Origin of the sequence: Cryobacterium sp. 10I5 (assembly GCF_035019865.1) — a bacterium.
Taxonomy (GTDB): domain Bacteria; phylum Actinomycetota; class Actinomycetes; order Actinomycetales; family Microbacteriaceae; genus Cryobacterium; species Cryobacterium breve_A.
The window spans coordinates 21,488-39,586 of sequence record NZ_JASJVI010000004.1 but is presented as its reverse complement, the minus strand read 5'-3'; the positions used below and the strand labels follow the sequence as shown (position 1 = coordinate 39,586).

Below are 18,099 nucleotides of genomic sequence, written 5' to 3'. Positions count from 1 at the left end.
CCGGAGACCAATTTGAGAAAGGGGTTACCTTTGGCGAAAGATGAGCGTAGTGTCTTCCCAACGGCACCCACCAGGGTCCGGGGAACGAGGCGCTGATGGCAGACAAATCCCCTAAGAAGAGCACCGGCAAGACTGCCGCAGCGAAGACTCTGAAGGAAAAACGCGCCGACAAGAAAGCTCGTCCGGAGCGCAAGGACTAGAGCAGCTGGACAGACTTACCGTGACTTCGAAAGAGCCGGGCCCTCGGGTCCGGCTCTTTTTTCGTGTGCCCTGTGCGGGTACCGGCCGGCTCAGGTGACCGGTACAGCAGGACACTCTTGTTAGGCGGCACCGGCGCACGGGTCGTCAGACCGAGCGCGAGCCCGTAGTAGATTCAGTTCCTGCGCCCGGCATCCGCTCTCGGCACGAAATGATCGGATCTACATGACTGAGCGACGCAGCAAGATTCTGCGGATCGTTGCGTATTGCCTGGCACCCATCACCCTGCTCGTCGCGCTTCTGTCCTGGAGTGCGTCGTCACCGGTCGGCTCCGGCGCAGATGAAGACTTCCACCTCGCCAGCTCGTGGTGCGGTTCCGGACTCCGGGACGGCCTCTGCGAAGCAGGATCTGACGACGCACATCGGCACGTGCCGCTCCAGCTGATCGTCGCGAGCCAGTGCTTCACTCACCTTCCGGGACAGTCTGCCTCGTGCCCCGCTACACCGTCATCGGTCCTGACGGACACGGACCGGGGAAACTTCGTCGGCGTCTACCCGCCGGTCTTCTACGCCACGATGAGCATTTTCGCGGGCACCGACATCTCCCTGTCGGTGCTCTTGATGCGTGCATTCAACTCTTTGCTCTACGTGGTGATGATGTCGCTGCTGTTCCTCCTGCTCCCCCGCGCCCGTCGCGGCCTGATGGTGTGGGCAACGCTGGCCACTCTCGTGCCCTTCGGCGTGTTCCTGATCGCCAGCGTCAACCCCAGCGGCTGGGGAGTTCTGTCTGCCTCGACCCTGTGGCTGGCGATACTGGGATTCTTTGAGGCTGAGACTCGGGGCCGCCAGATCGGCCTCGCTGCGCTCGCGTTGGTCTCCACGGTCATCGGCGCCGGCTCACGGGCCGACTCCGCGGCGTACGCGGTTGTGGCGATCGTGCTGGTCGGTGTGCTCAAGGCCGAACGGACGCGCGCCTTCGTGCGCCGCGCCGTGTTCCCGATCGCGCTCGTGGCACTCGCCGGCGTGGGCTATCTCACCTCAGGCCAGACGAGAGCGGTCAATCTGGTGGGGGAGAACATCTCCAGCCCGGAGGGCAGCGTGCCAGGCGGTTGGGCCGATCTGTTCTGGAACAACCTGATCCGGCTGCCAGAGCTCTGGGCGGGTGCCTTCGGTACGCCCGTTGCCGGACGCACGCCGTCGCTCGACACCGGCGCGCCGGGCCTCGTGTGGTTCCCTGTGATGCTCGCGTTCGGCGGCGTCGTCTTTCTCGGCCTGCGGCGGCTCAGCGTCAGAAAGGGTCTCAGTTTGGCGATGATCATCGGCCTGCTGGTGCTGCTGCCGATGGTGTGGCTCATGCGCGACCACATCCTTGTCGGGCAACAGGTGCAGTCGCGGTATCTCTATCCGCTGTTGATCATTCTTGCCGGAGTCAGCCTTCTGGGCTTCCGCAGTGCCAGTGCAGGACTGGGGCGTGTGCATATGGTGCTCGTTGCCGCCGCTGCAATTCTCAGCAACCTCACCATCCAGTGGTTCACCCTCCGCCGGTTCACGACGGGGCTCGACGTCTTCTGGCCGAACCTCGACAAGAACGTCGAGTGGTGGTGGGGTCTCCCCATCGGGCCCATGCCGCTGTGGATCATCGGCTCAATCGCCTTCGCGATCGTCTGCGCGCTTGCTGTTCTTTACGCGTGGCGCGCCACCGACTCGTCAGACAGCGCTGAGCGGACCGCGATTCGCCTCTGAACGGGCCGTACGCTCTGGTCTGGCTCTGTCGTGTCCGGACGCCGGCGGCTAGAACTCCGACAGTGTCGTCGACAGCACCGTGACGAGGAGCGGGACCACGCCGAGCAGCATGAAGGCCGGGAGTACGCATACCCCGAGGGGAACCAGCAGGGCCATCCCGAGGGCGATCACCCGCCGCTGGCCCTCTGTGCGGGCGTCGCGGCGCTGCTGGTCGGCTTCACTGCGCAGAAGCTCGGCGGCGGGCACGCCGGCACGCACCGCCAGGTCCAGCACCCGGTCGCCGGCGGTGCGCCGGACACCGTCGGCAGGGAGATACCGACCGAGCGCCTCTGTCACCAGGGCCTGGGCGCGTTCGACCGAACCGCCGCCACTCATCGCGATCGCGGTCAGGTCGAGTTCGAGACCCGGCGTCGGGGCCCGTGCCCGTGCCCGCCGGAGCAGCCGGCGATTCCACACGCTCCCCGCGAGCATGAGTCCGGTACCGCTTCCGAGACACAACCAGCCCGGTACCGTGAGGAACAGCGTCGCGACAGTGTTGAACCCGAGCAGGCCGCCGAAGGCGATCCCGACGAGCGGCAGGACGGCGACCAGCCGCGCGGTCGCGGCCGGTCCGGCGAGCGCCGTCTCGAGGTCGGCGTGCAGCTGGCCGAGGTCGCGCAGGCTGGCCGCGAGTTGACGCAGGCACGCGGCGAGCGGCGCCCCTGACCGCGTCGCCACCTCCCAGGCGGCGGCGACAGCGAACCAGGCGTCTCCCGGCTGCCCGCCCACGGTCCGCGCCTCCCCCGCAATGGCCTCCGCGACGCTGTCTCCACGGCCTGCGGCGAGACCGGCGGCCCTCACGACACGGATGCCCACGGCCGGCCCATCGGCACCGGGGCGGTTCGGGCGAGGTCGCCTTTGATGGGTACCGAGCGGGACAACACGAGAGGCGTCCGGGCCGGTGTCGTCGTCCAGATATCCCCACGCGGTCACGGGCGACACCCCCGCCGAGAGGAGAACGGCCAGCCGCTGCGCGATCCGGGCCGCGTGCTCGATGTCGACGTCCCGTCGCGGGTCTCGGCGAGCCCGGCGGCGCCCCGTCCCGCGACGATACCCCCCGGCATCCGCACGCGGCGCACGGCCCACACGCGCCGCCGAGTCGGCCTCACGCCGACGTATCACGGGACGACCGGCACGGCAACAGGCACGGTGACAAGGAGCCCCCGGGCGTCGAGCTCGAATCGCCCGAGCTGGGCGATCCTCCGCGAGCCGCCGCGGCGCTCGAGGTGCAGCACGAGACCGATCGCGCTGACCGTCTGCCAGGCGACGGCCGCCTGGCTCATCCCGGCGAGCACCCCGAGGGCCTCGAGCCGGGCGGGCACGTCGCCCAGCGAATTCGCGTGCAGGGTGCCCGCCCCGCCGTCATGCCCGGTGTTGAGGGCGGCGAGCAGTTCGCGCAGCTCGCCGCCACGGCACTCACCGAGCACCAGCCGGTCCGGGCGCATCCGTAGCGCCTCGCGCAGCAACGCATCGAGGCCGACCCGGCCAGCGCCCTCGAGATTCGGCTGCCGCGACTCGAGCGCCACAACGTGCGGGTGCTCGATGCGAAGCTCGGCGACGTCCTCGATGACGACGATGCGCTCCCCCGGCGGCGCCTCGCCGAGGAGCGCAGCCAGCAGGGTCGTCTTGCCGCTTCCCGCCGCCCCGGTCACGAGCAGGTCCTCCCGGCCCTGCACGGCGGCGCGCGGGCGCGCCGTGAGCGCCTGGCCTGCCGCCCCGGAGCCGCAGAGCCCCGCGGCGGCGAGCGCGGCCAGTCTCGGCCGGTCGGGCCGCGGCAGCCGGATCGAGAGCAGGGTGCCCGTACTCGACACCGGCGGCAGCACGGCGTGCACGCGGATGCCGTCGGAGAGCCGCACATCGACGCACGGGCTCGCCTCGTCGATGTGCCGGCCGCCGAGCGCGATCAACCGCACGGCGAGCGCTCTGACCTCCGCCTCGGCGCTCCGCCAGCCCGGCTCCCGCACCGGGCCGAGGCCCGCGTCGACCCACAGGCCGGCCTCGCCATTCACGAACAGGTCGGTCACGCCGGTGGATGCCGCGTACCGCGCGAGCGCGCCCAGTTCGGAGAGGTCCCGCTCGGGCAGCGACCGCGCCACCGACGCGCGCTCCCCCGTGCCGGGGGCGCCCGGCATCCGCTCACGGCTGAGCGACGGGACGGCGATGAACGGTTGCACCATGCCCCGACGGTAGGCCGTGACGAGCGATTGACCGGGGCCGCCGCGAAGACTGTGGACAATTCGTCCAGCGCGGCAGCGGTGCAGGAGGGGCCATCGACCGGCCACACAACCGCCGAGTCGTTAAAAAAAGGGGGGCGGCACCTATTGGGGGGAACAGGTGCCGCCTCGGCATCACGCTGATTGGGGGGAACCAAACGTGATGCAGGTCAAAACTTTCGTTCGGACGTGTCCAAGTGTATAAGGAAAATCCAGATGCGCAAGTCCCCCGTGTCCTCATAAATGAGGACACGATTCCGTGGCCCCTATCCAGGGGGTCTTGCGGCGATCGCGGCGCGTTCGGCGCCGAGGGAGCCGCTCCGCAATTCCCCGCAACGTGGGTTCGCGGATCCTCAGGGTATGGTGCACGAGGGGCTTGTTACGCACCCGGCCGTCATCGCAAAGGAGCGACAAGCTATGAGCGTTCAGATCGACCACCTTCTCAACGAAACCCGCAGGTTCGCACCGACTGCCGAGTTCGCGGACCACGCCGTCGGCACTTCGCAGCTCTACACGGATGCCGCGGACGACCGCCTCGAATTCTGGGCCGATCAGGCCCGCAGCCTGCTGCACTGGCACAAGCCGTTCACCAAAGTGCTGGACTGGACCAACCCGCCGTTCGCGAAATGGTTCGAGGACGGGCACATCAATGTGGCCTGGAACTGCCTCGACCGGCACGTGCTCGCGGGCCATGGCGACCGGGTCGCGCTCTACTTCGAGGGCGAGCCCGGCGACTCCCGCGCGATCACCTACGCCGAGTTGACGGCCGAGGTGAAGCGAGCTGCCAATGTGCTGACAAAGCTCGGTGTACAGGCCGGGGACCGGGTCGCGATCTACCTGCCGATGATCCCCGAGGCCGTGATCTCGATGCTCGCCGTCGCCCGCCTCGGTGCGGTTCACTCGGTCATCTTCGGCGGCTTCAGCGCCGAGAGCCTGCGCTCCCGGATCGACGACGCGAACGCCGTGCTCGTGATCACCGCGGACGGCGGCTACCGCAAGGGCCGGGTCACGCCCCTCAAGCCCGCGGTCGACATGGCACTGTCCGGCACGCCGACGACTGTGCGCAACGTGCTCGTCGTCAAGCGCACCGGCAACGACGTGGAGTGGACCGACCACGACCTGTGGTGGCACGACGAGCTCGCGAGCGTCGACGCGGAGCACGAGGCCGAGGGCTTCCCCGCCGAGAATCCGCTGTTCATCCTGTACACCTCGGGCACGACCGGCAAGCCCAAGGGCATCCTGCACACGAGCGGCGGCTACCTCACTCAGGTCGCCTTCACGCACAAGAACGTCTTCGACCTGCACCCCGAAACGGATGTCTACTGGTGCACCGCGGACGTCGGCTGGATCACGGGTCACAGCTACGTGACCTACGGCCCGCTCGCCAACGGGGCGACGCAGGTGCTCTTCGAGGGCACCCCGGACACCCCGCACCCGGGCCGCTGGTGGGAGATCGTCGAGAAGTACAAGGTCAGCATCCTCTACACGGCGCCCACCGCGATCCGCACGTTCATGAAGCTCGGCCGCCAGATTCCGCAGGGTTTCGACCTGTCGAGCCTGCGGCTGCTCGGCTCGGTCGGCGAACCGATCAACCCTGAAGCGTGGATGTGGTACCGCGAAGTGATCGGCGGCAACGTCGCCCCGGTCGTGGACACCTGGTGGCAGACCGAGACCGGCGCGATCATGATTTCCGCGCTTCCCGGGGTCACCGTCGCGAAGCCGGGCGCCGCGCAGGTGCCGATCCCCGGGGTGTCGATCGACGTGCTCGACGAGGCCGGCGTGCACGTCGGGCACGGCAACGGCGGGCTGCTCGTCGTCACCGAACCCTGGCCGTCCATGCTCCGCGGCATCTGGGGCGACCCCGAGCGGTTCATCGAAACGTACTGGGAGAAGTTCGGCGAGGAGAACCCGCGCTACTTCGCCGGCGACGGCGCCCGTCTCGACGAGGACGGCGACATCTGGCTACTCGGCCGGGTCGACGACGTGATGAACGTCTCCGGGCACCGGCTCTCGACCGCGGAGATCGAGTCGTCGCTCGTGTCGCACCCGATGACGGCCGAGGCGGCCGTGGTCGGCGCGCACGACGAGACGACCGGCCAGGCCGTAGTCGCGTTTGTGATCATCAAGTACAGCCACCTCGAGGAGAGCTCGCACGAGGACATCCAGGCGGTCTTGCGGGCGCACGTGGCGCAGCAGATCGGCGCGATCGCGCGTCCGCGGCAGATCTTCATCGTGAACGAGCTGCCGAAGACCCGCTCGGGCAAGATCATCCGCCGTCTGTTGCAGGATGTCGCAGAGGGCCGCGAAATCGGCGACACGACGACCCTCGCCGATACCTCGGTGATGCAGGTGATCAAGAGCACCCTGAAGTAGGCGCGTCGGCGTCGGACGAGGGGGCAGTGAGGGTTTTCACAAGCGGTCCCCCTATCGTGGGGACAATGCCTCGCCTTCCCTCGTCCGGACGCCTGGTCGCCCTCGATGCCCTCCGCGGTGTCGCGGCCGGCATCGTGCTCGTGCACCACGTCTCGATGACCGCTCCCGGTATCGCCGCCGCCTACCAGTCCACCGTCGGCGTGAACACCGGTTCGGCGGGCTGGTGGTCGACCCTGACCCCGCTCAAGTTCCTCGTTGCAGGCCCCGAGTTCGTGCTCGTCTTCTTCGTGCTGAGCGGCTTCGTGCTTGTGCGCTCCCCCCTCGCGAGCCGCGCCGCGAGGACAGCCGCGAGCACGGCGAACGGGCTCTCCTCCCGCGGCTACGACTGGGTCGCGTACTACCCGCGCCGCATCATCCGCCTAGCGATCCCCGTCGTCGTGTCCGTCGCCCTCGCCGCGGCGTGGATCCTGCTCGTGCCGCGCACGGGCATCGACGTCGGCGGCAGTTGGCTCAAGCGGCAGGACAGCCCCGACATCGGCCTCCCCAACCTGCTCGGTGAGGCGAGCGTCATCGGCGGCTCCGGCCGGCCGGACGTCAACCCGCCCCTCTGGTCGCTGACCTGGGAGATGTGGTTCTCGCTTCTGTTGCCGATCTGCGTGCTGCTCGCCGTCGCGACGCGCCGGCTGCCCGCGCTCTGGGCCGCTGCCTTCCTCGCCGTGAGTGCGACCGGGTACGTCACCGGCATCGAACCACTGATGTACCTGCCCGCGTTCGGCCTCGGCGCCCTGCTCGCCGCGAACTACGAGTCCCTGAGCATCTGGGCCGCCCGGGTCGCCGCGCGACGCGGGGGCACCGCCGTCTGGATCGGGCTCACCGCCCTCGGCCCGGCCCTGCTCGTGTCGCACTGGCTACTGCGCCCGCAGCTCAGCGGACTCTGGGGTGACCTGACCCTCGCGTTGCGGGTGCCCGGGGCCGTGCTCGTCGTCGCCGTTGTCGCGCTGTGGCCCCCGTTGCAGCGCCCGCTCTCCGCCCGGCCGCTGGTCTGGCTCGGCACGGTGAGCTTCAGCCTCTACCTCGTGCACTTCCCGGTCGTCGTCGCCTTCGGCACGATGTTCGGACCGGGCCGCTGGTGGCTCGGCGCGCTCGTCTCCGTGCCGCTCAGCCTCGTGCTCGCGCAGCTGATGTACCTGTGGGTCGAGCTGCCCGCGCAGCGCCTCGCGACCTGGACGGGCCGGTGGGCGAGCGAGAAGGCCGGGGCGCTTCGCGGGCACGGCGGCAGGCAGGCGGATGCCGCGGCATCCGCTGCCCTCGCAGCCCGAGCCCCCGAAAACGACCGCGTCCTCGCCGAGTAGCCCGCCGTCGCATTGGTGAGCGCGAATGCCTAGGCGAAGGAGACGATGAGCTCCACCTCGACGGGCGAGTCGAGTGGCAGCACGGCGACGCCGACCGCCGAGCGGGCGTGCACGCCGCGGTCGCCGAAGATCTCGCCAAGCACCTGCGATGCCCCGTTGACGACTCCGGGCTGGCCGGTGAACGCGGGGTCGGATGCGACGAAGCCGGTGACCTTGACGACCTGCGTGATGCGGTCGAGCGACCCGATCACGGCCTTGATCGCCGCGAGCGCGTTGAGCGCGCACAGGCGGGCGTACTCCTGGGCGTCCGCTGCGGGCACGAGACCGTGGCCGTCGCCGACCTTGCCGGTCTCCGGCAGCAGGCCGGACACCATCGGCAGCTGGCCGGAGGTGAAGACCAGGTTGCCGGAGACGACGGCGGGAACATACGACGCCACCGGAGGAACCACGCTGGGCAGGTCGATCCCCAGTTCGGCGAGACGCGCATCAATGATCGACATGATCAGGCCTCTTTCACAACGGGACGCTTGAGGTAGGCGACGAGCCCGCCCTCCGGTCCGGGTACGACCTGGACGAGCTCCCAGCCGTCCGATCCCCAGCTGTTCAGAATGGCCGCGGTGTTGTGGATCATCAGCGGGGTGGTGAGGTACTCCCAGGCAGGCATAAGACTCCGATTCAGGCGATTTTACAGATTTGTCCCTTACGCTCAATTGTATGTCTGCCAAAAATCGAACGGTCAGCGGCTCCCTGGGCGGTCTCCTGGGTTTCGTTGGAATGAGTGCAATCGTCGGTGTTCTCGTGACGGCTGCGGTCACTCCCGTTCTCGCTTTGTCGGGCATGGCCGCGACGAACACGATCAACGTCTTCGAGAACCTGCCGGACTACCTGAAGATCGACCAGCTCTCGCAGAAGAGCAATATCTACGCGACCACGAGCACCGGTGCCCCCTATCTCCTGGCCTCGTTCTACGACCAGAACCGCGTCGAGGTCGCCTCGGACGCGATCAACCAGTTCGTCAAGGACGCCGCGACCTCCGGTGAAGACCCCCGGTTCTACGACCACGGCGGCATCGACCTGCAGGGCACCGTCGGCGGCCTAGTCTCGACCCTTGGGGGCGGCGGCACCCGCGGTGGGTCCTCGATCACCCAGCAGTACGTCAAGAACGTCCTGGTGCAGAAGTGCGAAGTGCTCACGGATGCGCAGAAGAAGTCGGACTGTTATGACGCGGCCACGGCGACCACTCCCGACCGCAAGCTCAAGGAGATGCGCCTCGCGATCGGCGTGGAGAAGAAGTACGCGAAGGACGACATCCTCCGCCAGTACCTGAACATCACCGGCTTCGGCGGCACCGTCTACGGCATCGAGTCCGCGGCGGAGTACTACTTCGGCTCGACCGCGGCGACGCTGACGCTGCCGCAGGCGGCGAGCCTCGTCGCGATCGTGAACAACCCAGTCAAGTTCCAGCTCGACCAGCCCGACAGCGCGACCAACGGTGCAGCGAACGGCTACGCCGCGAACAAGGACCGCCGCGACTACGTACTGGACCAGATGCTCAAGTACGGCAAGATCAACCAGGCCGACCACGATGCCGCGGTCGCCTCGGCCATCGAGCCCAGCATCCACGAGCCCTCGACCGGCTGCCAGACCGCCGGCGGCAGCGCCTTCTTCTGCGACCTTGTCGTGAGCACCCTGCAGAACAACCCGGTCTTCGGCGCCGACGACACCACCCGGATGGCCAACTTCCGCCGCGGCGGGTTCAACGTCTACACGACCCTCGACCTGGACCTCCAGCAGGCCGCTGAGGCGACGATGAAGGCCAACGTCCCCGATACCTTCCCCGGCTGGGACGTCGGAGGAGTGGCCGTGAGCGTCGGTGTGGGCACCGGGAAGGTTCTCGCCATGACGCAGAACAAGGACTACAGCCAAGACCCGGCCGTGCAAGCCACCGGCGCGAATTACACGGGGATCAACTACAACACCAACGTCGACCAGGGCGGGTCCAGCGGGTTCCAACCCGGATCGATGTACAAGGTGTTCACCCTCGCCGAGTGGCTCACCGAGGGCCACTCGCTCAATGAGCGGGTCGACTCCCGCATCAAATCGAACTGGGGCACCTTCCGCGACAGCTGCGCCACCGGCGGCACCGTGAGCTTCCCCGGCTACAACCCCAAAAACGACTCATCGTCCGAAACCGGCGCCAACTACAGCGCGCTACAGTCCACGATCGGGTCCATCAACACCGGCTTCATCGGCATGGCCAAGAAACTCGACCTGTGTGCCATCCGCAAGACCGCCGAGGCCTTCGACGTCACGCGCGCCGACGGCGCCCCGCTCGAGCAGGGTGCCTCAGCGGTGCTCGGCACCAACGAGGTTGCACCACTGAGCATGGCGGTCGCCTTCGCCGGCATCGCCAACAAGGGCACCACCTGCAGCCCGATCGTGATCGACCACATCACCGGCTCCGACGGAACCAAACTCCCGGCACCGACAAGCGACTGCCACCAGTCAGTCGACCCCAACGTCGCGGCCGGCATGACGACCGCCATGCAACAGGTCATGGGATCGGGGGGAACTGCCGCCGCCTCGAACGCGGCCACGAGCCCGAAGGTCCCGATGATCGGTAAGACCGGTACCACCGACGGCAACAAGGACACCTGGATGGGCGGCGCAAGCAGCAAGGTCGCGACCATCGTCGGAGTGATGAGCGTCACCGGCGACAAGGACCAGCGCAACACCACCTTCGCGAGCGGCCCGGCGGCCACCGCCCGACACCGGATGTGGCCGGTCATCATGAGCGTCGCCAACGCCAAGTACGGCGGAGACGCGTTCCCCGCCGCGACCGGAACGATCGTCAATGCGGTTCAGATCCCCATCCCGGACCTCCGCGGCAAGAGCCTCACCGAGGCCCAGACCACCCTTGAGGCGGCCGGCTTCCTGTTCGTCAACGGCGGCCCGATTGACTCGGAGCTCCCGGGCGGCACGATCGCCAAGACCGACCCGGCAGGAGCAACAAGCACGAGCCGCGGCTCGAGCGTGACCGTGTACACCAGCAACGCCTCGCAGATCGTCGTGCCCGACGTCGTCGGCAAGAGTGAGGGTGAGGCTCGATCGACGCTCGGCAAGTTCGCCGTCGCGAAGACGGACGGCGACACCACCGATCCGACACAGGTGGGCAAGGTCATCTCGATGTCCCCGGCCGCCGGTGGCGGAGCCAAGCCCGGTGACACCATCACGATCGTGATCGGAAAGCTCGCCACCACCAACGGCATCGGTAAGGCGGGCGGATGAGTACCCTCGGCACCGGGGCCAAGGCCCTCCTCGTCGGCACGGGCGCGCTAGCCGCGGCCGGTGCCGGCGCGTTCGCCTGGGGATCTCTGCTCGAACGCCGGATGTTCACCCTGCGTGAGGCATCCGTGCCCGTGCTCGCCCCCGGCTCGAAACCGATCCGTGTGCTGCACATCTCGGACCTGCACCTCGCCCCCTGGCAGAAGGACAAACAGGAGTGGGTGCGGAGCCTCGCCGCGCTGAAGCCCGACCTCGTCGTCGACACCGGAGACAACCTCGGCCACACGGATGCCTTCGACGCCCTCGCGTACACGCTCGAGCCGTTCGCGGGGATCCCCGGGATCTTCGTCAACGGTTCCAACGATTTCTGGGGACCGCAGCTGAAGAATCCGTTCCGGTACTTCGGCGGACCGTCGCTGCTCAAGGCCGCCCCGCAGAACCGGCTCGACACCGACCGTCTGCACAGGATCTTCGCGAATCTCGGCTGGAACGACATCAACAATGCCGCGGAGGCGCTCGACATCAACGGCACCCACCTCGAGCTCTTCGGCGTGGACGACCCGCACATCGGACGCGACCGCCTCGACCTGATCACCCGGGCCGTCGACGACCTCCGCGGTGACGACCCGCTCGGCGACGAGACCTGGCCGGACTCCGCGGAGCACCGCGAGCCACGGCCGACGGTCACGATCGGCGTCGCGCACGCGCCGTACCGCCGGGTGCTCACCTCGTTCGTGAACCACGGCGCGCAGCTGATCCTCGCGGGGCACACCCACGGCGGCCAGGTCTGCGTGCCCGGCTTCGGCGCCCTCGTCACGAACTGCGACATTCCCCGGTCGCAGGTCAAGGGGCTCAGCCTCTGGGGATCCGGACTCCGCAGCGCATACCTCAACGTTTCGGCCGGCCTCGGCACGTCGATCTACGCCCCGGTGCGCTTCGCCTGCCCGCCCGAGGCGACCCTGCTGACCCTGACCGCCTCGTCGTAGGCGGCGCTCACGGGATCCGTTTGGGGGTGCACCGAGCATCCGCGTGCATGGGGTTATACTTGACAAGGCTTACGGGCCATCGGGGTATGGCGCAGCTTGGTAGCGCGCGTCGTTCGGGACGACGAGGTCGCAGGTTCAAATCCTGTTACCCCGACAGCAAGACACAGAAACAGAAAACCCCCACTCGCGAGAGTGGGGGTTTTCTGCTGTGCGCGCGGCAGGCATCCGCTGGAGAAGGGCGACGACTTTCGGCCTTGACTCGCGCGACTAATCATGCGAGAGTAAGCGCATGTCCTCGATCCGTCTGTTTATCCTCGGCTCCCTCGCCGAGCGCGGGCCGATGCACGGGCACCAGCTGCGGCTGCTTGCCGAGGAGGAACACGTGCACATGTGGACGGATATCTCCGTCGGCGCGGTGTACGGCGCGATCAAGCGGCTCGCGACCGAGGGGCTGATCCACGTGGCCCGCGTCGAGCGCGAGGGCAACTACCCCGAGCGGCAGGTCTACGAGATCTCGGATGCCGGGGGCCGGGACCTCGCGGCTCTCCGGCTCGACGGGCTGCGCACGATCGTGCTCAAGCCCGACCCGTTCGACCTCGCAATGACCCGGCTCGACCCCGAACGACTCGACGAACTCCCCCTGATGATCGAGGCGCGCCTGCTCGCCCTGCGCGCCCTGCTCACCGATTCCGAGGCCACCACGTCCCACGCCCTCCCCTATCTCACCGCCAGCGAAGCCTTCGTCATGCAACACAAGGCCGCCCGCCTGCGTGCCGAGATCGCCTGGCACGAACACCTCGTCACCGTCCTCCCCGACATCGTCGCGGACGAACTAGCCCGAAAGGCCGACTGACCATGTCAGACACCAACGCTCCGACCTCCACCGGGGCCGGCTCCGGCACCGGCACGCCCGGCACCCGACCGCCCGTCGTGATCCCCCGCCACGCGTGGCAGGCCCTGATCGTGCTGCTTGCCGGCATGTTCATGGCGCTGCTCGACACCACGATCGTGAACGTCGCCCTGCCGACCATCCGGGAGAGCCTCAATGCCTCCGAGGCGACGCTGTCCTGGATCATCTCCGGGTACGCCCTCGCGTTCGGCCTCGCGCTCATTCCCGCCGGGCGGCTCGGCGACCGGATCGGCCACAAGTGGGTCTTCTTCACCGGGCTCGCGCTCTTCACCCTCGCGAGCCTCGCCTGCGGCCTCGCGCAGAACGACCTGCAGATGATCATCGCCCGCGTCGTGCAGGGCCTCGCCGGCGGTATCTTCGTGCCCGCCGTCACCGCCGTGATCCAGCTCTTGTTCCCGCCGATGGCGCGCGGCAAGGCGTTCGCGATCATGGGCTCGGTCATCGGTGTCTCCACCGCGCTCGGCCCGATCCTCGGTGGCCTGATCATCCAGGCGTTCGGCGACGAGAACGGCTGGCGCCTGGTGTTCTGGGTCAACCTTCCGATCGGCGTCGCGGCGCTCATCGCCGCCGTGTTCATGCTCCCCGCCGGAGCCGAGCGCGACCCGAACAAGACGAGCTCGGGCATCGACTTCATCGGGCTCGTACTGCTCTCCGGCGGCCTCGTCGCCCTGCTCGTGCCGCTCATCGAGGGCCAGGACCAGGGCTGGCCGCTCTGGACCTACCTCACCCTCGTCGCCGGGGCGCTGCTCCTCGCCGCGTTCGGGGCCTGGGAGGTCAATTTCACCCGCCGCGGCAAGAGCCCGCTCGTGCCGCCGCACCTGTTCTCCCACCCGGCCTTCTCCGGTGGGGTCGTGCTCGCGCTCGTTTACTTCGCGGCGTTCACGAGCATCTTCTTCACGATCTCGATCCTCTGGCAGGCCGGCCTCGGCCACACCGCCCTCGAGTCCGGGCTCGTCTCGATCCCGTTCGCGATCGGAAACATCGTCGGTGCCTCGCAGAGCAACCGGCTCGCGCAGCGCCTCGGCCGCACTGTACTCGTGATCGGCGTGACCCTCGTCACGACCGGCCTGATCTGGATCTACCTCGCCCTGCTCCTGATCGGCCCGTCGATCACCAACTGGGAGCTGCTTCCGCCGCTGCTCATCGCGGGCCTCGGCAGCGGATTCTTCATCGCCCCGAACGCGCAATTCATCGTCGCGACCGTCGACCGCGCAGAGGCCGGTGCCGCGAGCGGTGTCGTCGGCGTGATGCAGCGGGTCGGCGCCGCCGTCGGCATCGCCGTGATCGGCAGCGTGCTCTTCGGCAACCTCGTCGTCGCCGGACCGGGGAAGGACGCCCTGGCGTCCGCATTCACGACCGCCGCGACGGATGCGATGGCCGTCAGCGCCGCGTTCAGCGTGCTGGCGCTGCTGCTCGTCTTCGTGCTGCCGAAGCGGGTCGACGCGCACTTCTAGTGCGGCAGCATCCGCCCGTCTGGCGACCCCGAGTGTTCCGGCGGCTGGGGCGTGTCGTCTCCAACGACCGTTTCCTGGGCCTCGGGGTCGGCGCGTTCTGGCGGGTAGATCGCTGAGACCTGCGCGGCTCGTGCCACCTGCCAGTATGCGAACGCCGCTCTCCGAATGCGCACCGAGATCCGGATATTCCTCTGGATAGTCGCCGCGGCACCGAAGACGATCGCGAGTGCACCGGCACCGACGCCGATATAGCCGCCGACGTGGGCCCCCGCGTCGGCGAGTGCATAGAGTGAAATCGTCGCACCGGTCGCCACGGCGCTGACCAACCACCACATGACGAGGCGCTTGAACGGAGGGCGCTCAGATGATCGGCCGACGCTCTGGCTCGCGTCGATCCACTCGAACACCTGCACGTCCGTCGCCAGCCTGAGCCGGTCGCCCATGGCCACCGTGTACGGCCGCCCCGCGCGACGTTCGTCACCCGCCGCGTTCTCCACCATGAACTCAACAGCGGTCGCGTTCGTCGCACCACGGGCCTCGACCTGTCTCGGATAGATGTACTCAGCGGACTCGGCAAAAGCCACCCGAGTGTTGTCCCCCGTACCTAACTCCAGCCACCGCCCGATGCCGTCCTCGATTGACGTAAGGACTACCGCGAATGGGTCCATCGCCGCAGCCTCGAGGCGGAGAACGCGCGCGATCTCGCCGCGAGTCGCTCCCGCTGGACTGTCGTTGTCATCGACACCGGGACCACCGGAGTCGCCGCCGGTCGGCGCCTGGGTTGGTTGCGTCATGCCGTTCTTTCCTTCGCTGGGGCGATGGTCTATGCGGAGCGCATCGCCGGCCGGACGACGCACTGGAACGTCGCTTGGGGCCTGGTACCGTGCGCGCGATGCCCGGGAGGGAAAGAACGCAATTAGTGTTGCTAACTAAACAATATCGGTAGCATCTGCGCCGGCGGATGCCGCTGGTCAACCGACCCGGGTGAGCTCGGTGAACGACATGGTCGTGTTCGAGCGAAGACCCGTCCGCCTGAACTCCGTGAAGTGTCGCATATCGACGTTCGCAAGCCACGGGAACCTCGATCTGCGACACCTCACCAAGTGGATGCGCACGGTTGCGACTGCGAGCGGGCAAGGCCGCAACAGCGCAGGAACAGCGAGGGAGCCAGCGCACGGGTCAGCGAGCGGGGTGCAGCGCGAGAGTGTCGCGAATGATCTGCAGCAGCATCCATCGGTTCTCGAGCTCGTCGCCGGCGATCTCGACGACCGTCCACCCCGCTGCGGCCAGTCGGGCCTTGCGGGTCTGATCCTTGCGCCATCGATCGGGTTCGGTTCGGTGATAGTCGCCCTGGTACTCGAAGATCACTCGGCGCTCGGGGAAACAGAGGTCGCCTTCGGCGATGACAACGCCCCGGGCATCCGCGATGGGCTGGTTCACGACGAGCCCCTCGATCCCCGCGAGCACGATCGTGGTACGGACGATTGACTCGGCTCGTGACCGCGACCGGTCGGAAAGCAGGGCCAGCGCCTCGCCCAGGCGCGCCCGGCCGCGCCGGCCGCGGTGGCGCCTGGCAGCGGCCGCGAGTTCTGAATATGTTGCGAGCCCGTATTCCACGTTGATCACGTAGTCACCGGCCGCGACGAGGTCCTCCAGGTCGAGAACAGTGGCGAGGTCGCACCACGTGCGCACGGGCACGGTCATCCGCAAGCCGTACCACTCACAGAGATCGCCCCGCTCGATCAGGAATTTGTGCCCGACTGTCCCGGCACACCGGCTTGAGCGCAACGGCGACGGCATCCCTACGTGCAGCTCGCGCGTGCGTTCGTGCCGGCGCGAGAGCGGCATCCCTTGGATGAGCGCCGCCGTAATCGAGCAGAAGAACCCCGGCTCGGGAAGCCGAAGTTGGAGCGCTCGCGCACGCTGGCCGAGCGCTATCGCCGACTGCGGCAAGCGCACGCCGTGGAACGGGCGGGCGAGGTCGGGGCCCCGGAGTCGCGCCTCGCCGATACCCAATTCGGCGGCGGCGCGAGTCGTGAACGGCCCATCACCAAGGCCTGGCGGGAGTGGAATGCGACTGGTCATGTGACGAGGATGCGCGCCCGAGACTCTGCCGGAGCTGTCGTGCACAGGGCGACTGGTTTTGCGTTGAACGCCCACCCTGTTATGGAGCCGCGCACACGGGTCGTGGTGGCCGCTCCTCGCGCTGAGGTGTCGCAAATCGAGGTTCCCGCAGCCTCTAAACCTCGATATGCGACACTTCACGGTTGGTCATCGGGGTGGGCTGGTGCGCCACGAGCGTCGCCCTCGTGAGGTGCCACAAATCGAGGTTCGTAAGCCACGGGAACGTCGATTTGCGCCACCTCACCTCGCCTCGCGTCGTCCACAGGCCGACGCGGCGGTGTGCTCCAGCCGGCGGATGCCGCTGGTCAACCGACCCGGGTGAGCTCGGTGAACGACATGGTCGTGTTCGAGCCGTTGATGCAGGTTTGGTACAGCAGGTCGTAGCCGCGCGGGATGGCATCGGCGCGTTCGGTGTTCGCGTTGAGGATCGCAACGACCGCGCCGACCAGGTAGGTGCCCGACCTCACCCCGGTCAGCGCGATGGTCGTGCCGTCCGCCGGGAAGTGCGACCCGCCGCACGACCAGTGCTCGGCGATCACCGCGACTCCGTAGTTGCCGCTGAGGTCGACCGCGCCCTGGCAGCTGTCGATCTCGGCCTGCCAGCCGCTGGTCCAGACGTACTTCGTGTAGGTGGGCACGCCTTGCGCGGCGGCGGATGCTGCCGCTTCCGCCTCCGCCTCTGCAGCGGCCTGCGCGGCCACGGCGACCCGTGCCGCCTCGGAAGCAACGGCCGCCGCTTCCGCGACCCGCGCCTCCTCCGCAACCCGGGCAACCTCCGCGACCCGGGCGACTTCGGCAACCCGGGCAGCTTCCGCAACCCGCGCGACCTCGGCGATGCGCGCCGCTTCTGCGATCCGTTCCGTGTGCGCGGCGGCGGACTGCGTGGCGCCGAACGACAGCCGGACCACTGCCCCGGGGGACCCCGGCCGCGGAGACTGCCAGTCGACGAGACCGCGAGAGGCACCTTTCCGGTCGACAATGACCGGCACAAGGGCCACTCTCGACCGGAATGGCGTCCGCTGCAGGTTCGCGTACCGGCCGGACCCGACGGCGCCGACCGCCGAGTCGGACGAGTCGGACGAGTCGGACGTGGATTCTGCGGGCGAGGCGGAGGCGGTCGCGCGGGCCCCGGCTGCCGACATGGTGCCGGAGCCGGGCGCGACAGCGGCGGACGCGGAGGCGGGATCGGGCGCGGGGGCATCCGCTGTGATGCGGGCTGCGGCGAACGAGGGCGTCGCCGCGACGAGCACGAGGCTGACCGCCCCGACGACGCGGGCGCACCCGCCGACCGTTCGGCGGAACCACGACCGGTGTTGTGGCGCGTCCATAGCAACCTGCCCGTACCGCCCCTGTTCGGGTGGGGGCGGCCCAGTCAGTAAATCCCGGTTAGCGGGACGTGACTACCCCTCAGTTTCTTCCCCG

Annotated in this window: 14 protein-coding genes and 1 tRNA gene; 8 read left to right on the top strand and 7 right to left on the bottom strand. The window is 68.4% G+C overall.

Annotated features, from left to right (window positions below; all coding sequences use genetic code 11):
- Positions 1-423 precede the first annotated feature (423 nt).
- Positions 424-1,941 carry a DUF2142 domain-containing protein gene (locus QN350_RS02415; RefSeq protein ID WP_322138861.1) on the top strand — a complete coding sequence of 506 codons (1,518 nt, stop codon included), beginning with the start codon at positions 424-426 and terminating at the stop codon, positions 1,939-1,941.
- A gap of 48 nt (positions 1,942-1,989) precedes the next feature.
- Here the strand turns inward: QN350_RS02415 and QN350_RS02410 are convergent, their stop codons facing one another.
- Both QN350_RS02410 and QN350_RS02405 read right to left on the bottom strand, forming a co-directional pair.
- Entirely contained in the window at positions 1,990-2,796 is an 807-nt protein-coding gene (locus QN350_RS02410; RefSeq protein ID WP_323515682.1) for a hypothetical protein, read from the bottom strand.
- A gap of 302 nt (positions 2,797-3,098) precedes the next feature.
- Positions 3,099-4,157, bottom strand: coding sequence for a TadA family conjugal transfer-associated ATPase (locus QN350_RS02405; RefSeq protein ID WP_322138859.1), 1,059 nt, complete (start codon positions 4,155-4,157; stop codon positions 3,099-3,101).
- Between the two features lie 453 nt (positions 4,158-4,610).
- On the opposite strand from QN350_RS02405, the gene acs reads away from it, so the two are divergent.
- Both acs and QN350_RS02395 read left to right on the top strand, forming a co-directional pair.
- A complete protein-coding gene (acs, locus tag QN350_RS02400; RefSeq protein WP_323515679.1) occupies positions 4,611-6,566 on the top strand; it encodes an acetate--CoA ligase in 1,956 nt (651 codons plus the stop codon).
- A gap of 65 nt (positions 6,567-6,631) precedes the next feature.
- Entirely contained in the window at positions 6,632-7,918 is a 1,287-nt protein-coding gene (locus tag QN350_RS02395; protein ID WP_322138857.1) for an acyltransferase, read from the top strand.
- Between the two features lie 29 nt (positions 7,919-7,947).
- Here QN350_RS02395 and QN350_RS02390 read toward each other — a convergent pair whose 3' ends face one another.
- Together QN350_RS02390 and QN350_RS02385 are read right to left on the bottom strand one after the other, a co-directional pair.
- Positions 7,948-8,418 carry a RidA family protein gene (locus QN350_RS02390; protein ID WP_322138856.1) on the bottom strand — a complete coding sequence of 157 codons (471 nt, stop codon included), beginning with the start codon at positions 8,416-8,418 and terminating at the stop codon, positions 7,948-7,950.
- A 2-nt stretch (positions 8,419-8,420) separates the two neighbouring features.
- Positions 8,421-8,582 carry a DUF4177 domain-containing protein gene (locus QN350_RS02385; protein ID WP_166787392.1) on the bottom strand — a complete coding sequence of 54 codons (162 nt, stop codon included), beginning with the start codon at positions 8,580-8,582 and terminating at the stop codon, positions 8,421-8,423.
- Between the two features lie 110 nt (positions 8,583-8,692).
- On the opposite strand from QN350_RS02385, the gene QN350_RS02380 reads away from it, so the two are divergent.
- From QN350_RS02380 to QN350_RS02360, 5 genes are all read left to right on the top strand, one after another.
- Positions 8,693-11,206, top strand: a complete 2,514-nt coding sequence (locus tag QN350_RS02380; protein WP_322138855.1) for a transglycosylase domain-containing protein — start codon at positions 8,693-8,695, stop codon at positions 11,204-11,206.
- Complete coding sequence (locus QN350_RS02375) at positions 11,203-12,189, top strand: metallophosphoesterase (RefSeq protein WP_322138854.1); 987 nt, start codon at positions 11,203-11,205, stop codon at positions 12,187-12,189. Before QN350_RS02380 ends, QN350_RS02375 begins: the two co-directional genes overlap by 4 nt.
- A gap of 80 nt (positions 12,190-12,269) precedes the next feature.
- Positions 12,270-12,343 (top strand) — tRNA-Pro (locus tag QN350_RS02370).
- A gap of 135 nt (positions 12,344-12,478) precedes the next feature.
- Positions 12,479-13,042: a PadR family transcriptional regulator gene (locus QN350_RS02365; protein ID WP_322138853.1), complete on the top strand. Its 564-nt coding sequence runs from the start codon at positions 12,479-12,481 to the stop codon at positions 13,040-13,042.
- A gap of 2 nt (positions 13,043-13,044) precedes the next feature.
- Positions 13,045-14,553 carry an MFS transporter gene (locus QN350_RS02360; protein WP_322138852.1) on the top strand — a complete coding sequence of 503 codons (1,509 nt, stop codon included), beginning with the start codon at positions 13,045-13,047 and terminating at the stop codon, positions 14,551-14,553.
- Here QN350_RS02360 and QN350_RS02355 read toward each other — a convergent pair.
- From QN350_RS02355 to QN350_RS02345, 3 genes are all read right to left on the bottom strand, one after another.
- The gene (locus QN350_RS02355; RefSeq protein ID WP_322138851.1) at positions 14,550-15,347 is read right to left on the bottom strand and encodes a hypothetical protein; all 798 of its coding nucleotides are present in this window, start codon (positions 15,345-15,347) and stop codon (positions 14,550-14,552) included. The genes QN350_RS02360 and QN350_RS02355 overlap by 4 nt on opposite strands.
- 385 nt (positions 15,348-15,732) lie before the next feature.
- Entirely contained in the window at positions 15,733-16,638 is a 906-nt protein-coding gene (locus QN350_RS02350; protein WP_322138850.1) for a hypothetical protein, read from the bottom strand.
- A gap of 344 nt (positions 16,639-16,982) precedes the next feature.
- On the bottom strand, positions 16,983-18,005 hold the full coding sequence (locus tag QN350_RS02345; protein WP_323515676.1) for a hypothetical protein: 1,023 nt from the start codon (positions 18,003-18,005) through the stop codon (positions 16,983-16,985).
- Between the last annotated feature and the right edge of the window lie 94 nt (positions 18,006-18,099).

Coding starts and splice junctions, on each gene's coding strand:
- QN350_RS02355 (WP_322138851.1), bottom strand. CDS start 15,347: ATGACGCAACCAACCCAGGCGCCGACCGGCGGCGACTCCGGTGGTCCC.
- QN350_RS02350 (WP_322138850.1), bottom strand. CDS start 16,638: ATGACCAGTCGCATTCCACTCCCGCCAGGCCTTGGTGATGGGCCGTTC.
- QN350_RS02405 (WP_322138859.1), bottom strand. CDS start 4,157: ATGGTGCAACCGTTCATCGCCGTCCCGTCGCTCAGCCGTGAGCGGATG.
- QN350_RS02360 (WP_322138852.1), top strand. CDS start 13,045: ATGTCAGACACCAACGCTCCGACCTCCACCGGGGCCGGCTCCGGCACC.
- acs (WP_323515679.1), top strand. CDS start 4,611: ATGAGCGTTCAGATCGACCACCTTCTCAACGAAACCCGCAGGTTCGCA.
- QN350_RS02390 (WP_322138856.1), bottom strand. CDS start 8,418: ATGTCGATCATTGATGCGCGTCTCGCCGAACTGGGGATCGACCTGCCC.
- QN350_RS02345 (WP_323515676.1), bottom strand. CDS start 18,005: ATGGACGCGCCACAACACCGGTCGTGGTTCCGCCGAACGGTCGGCGGG.
- QN350_RS02395 (WP_322138857.1), top strand. CDS start 6,632: ATGCCTCGCCTTCCCTCGTCCGGACGCCTGGTCGCCCTCGATGCCCTC.
- QN350_RS02380 (WP_322138855.1), top strand. CDS start 8,693: ATGAGTGCAATCGTCGGTGTTCTCGTGACGGCTGCGGTCACTCCCGTT.
- QN350_RS02365 (WP_322138853.1), top strand. CDS start 12,479: ATGTCCTCGATCCGTCTGTTTATCCTCGGCTCCCTCGCCGAGCGCGGG.
- QN350_RS02385 (WP_166787392.1), bottom strand. CDS start 8,582: ATGCCTGCCTGGGAGTACCTCACCACCCCGCTGATGATCCACAACACC.
- QN350_RS02375 (WP_322138854.1), top strand. CDS start 11,203: ATGAGTACCCTCGGCACCGGGGCCAAGGCCCTCCTCGTCGGCACGGGC.
- QN350_RS02415 (WP_322138861.1), top strand. CDS start 424: ATGACTGAGCGACGCAGCAAGATTCTGCGGATCGTTGCGTATTGCCTG.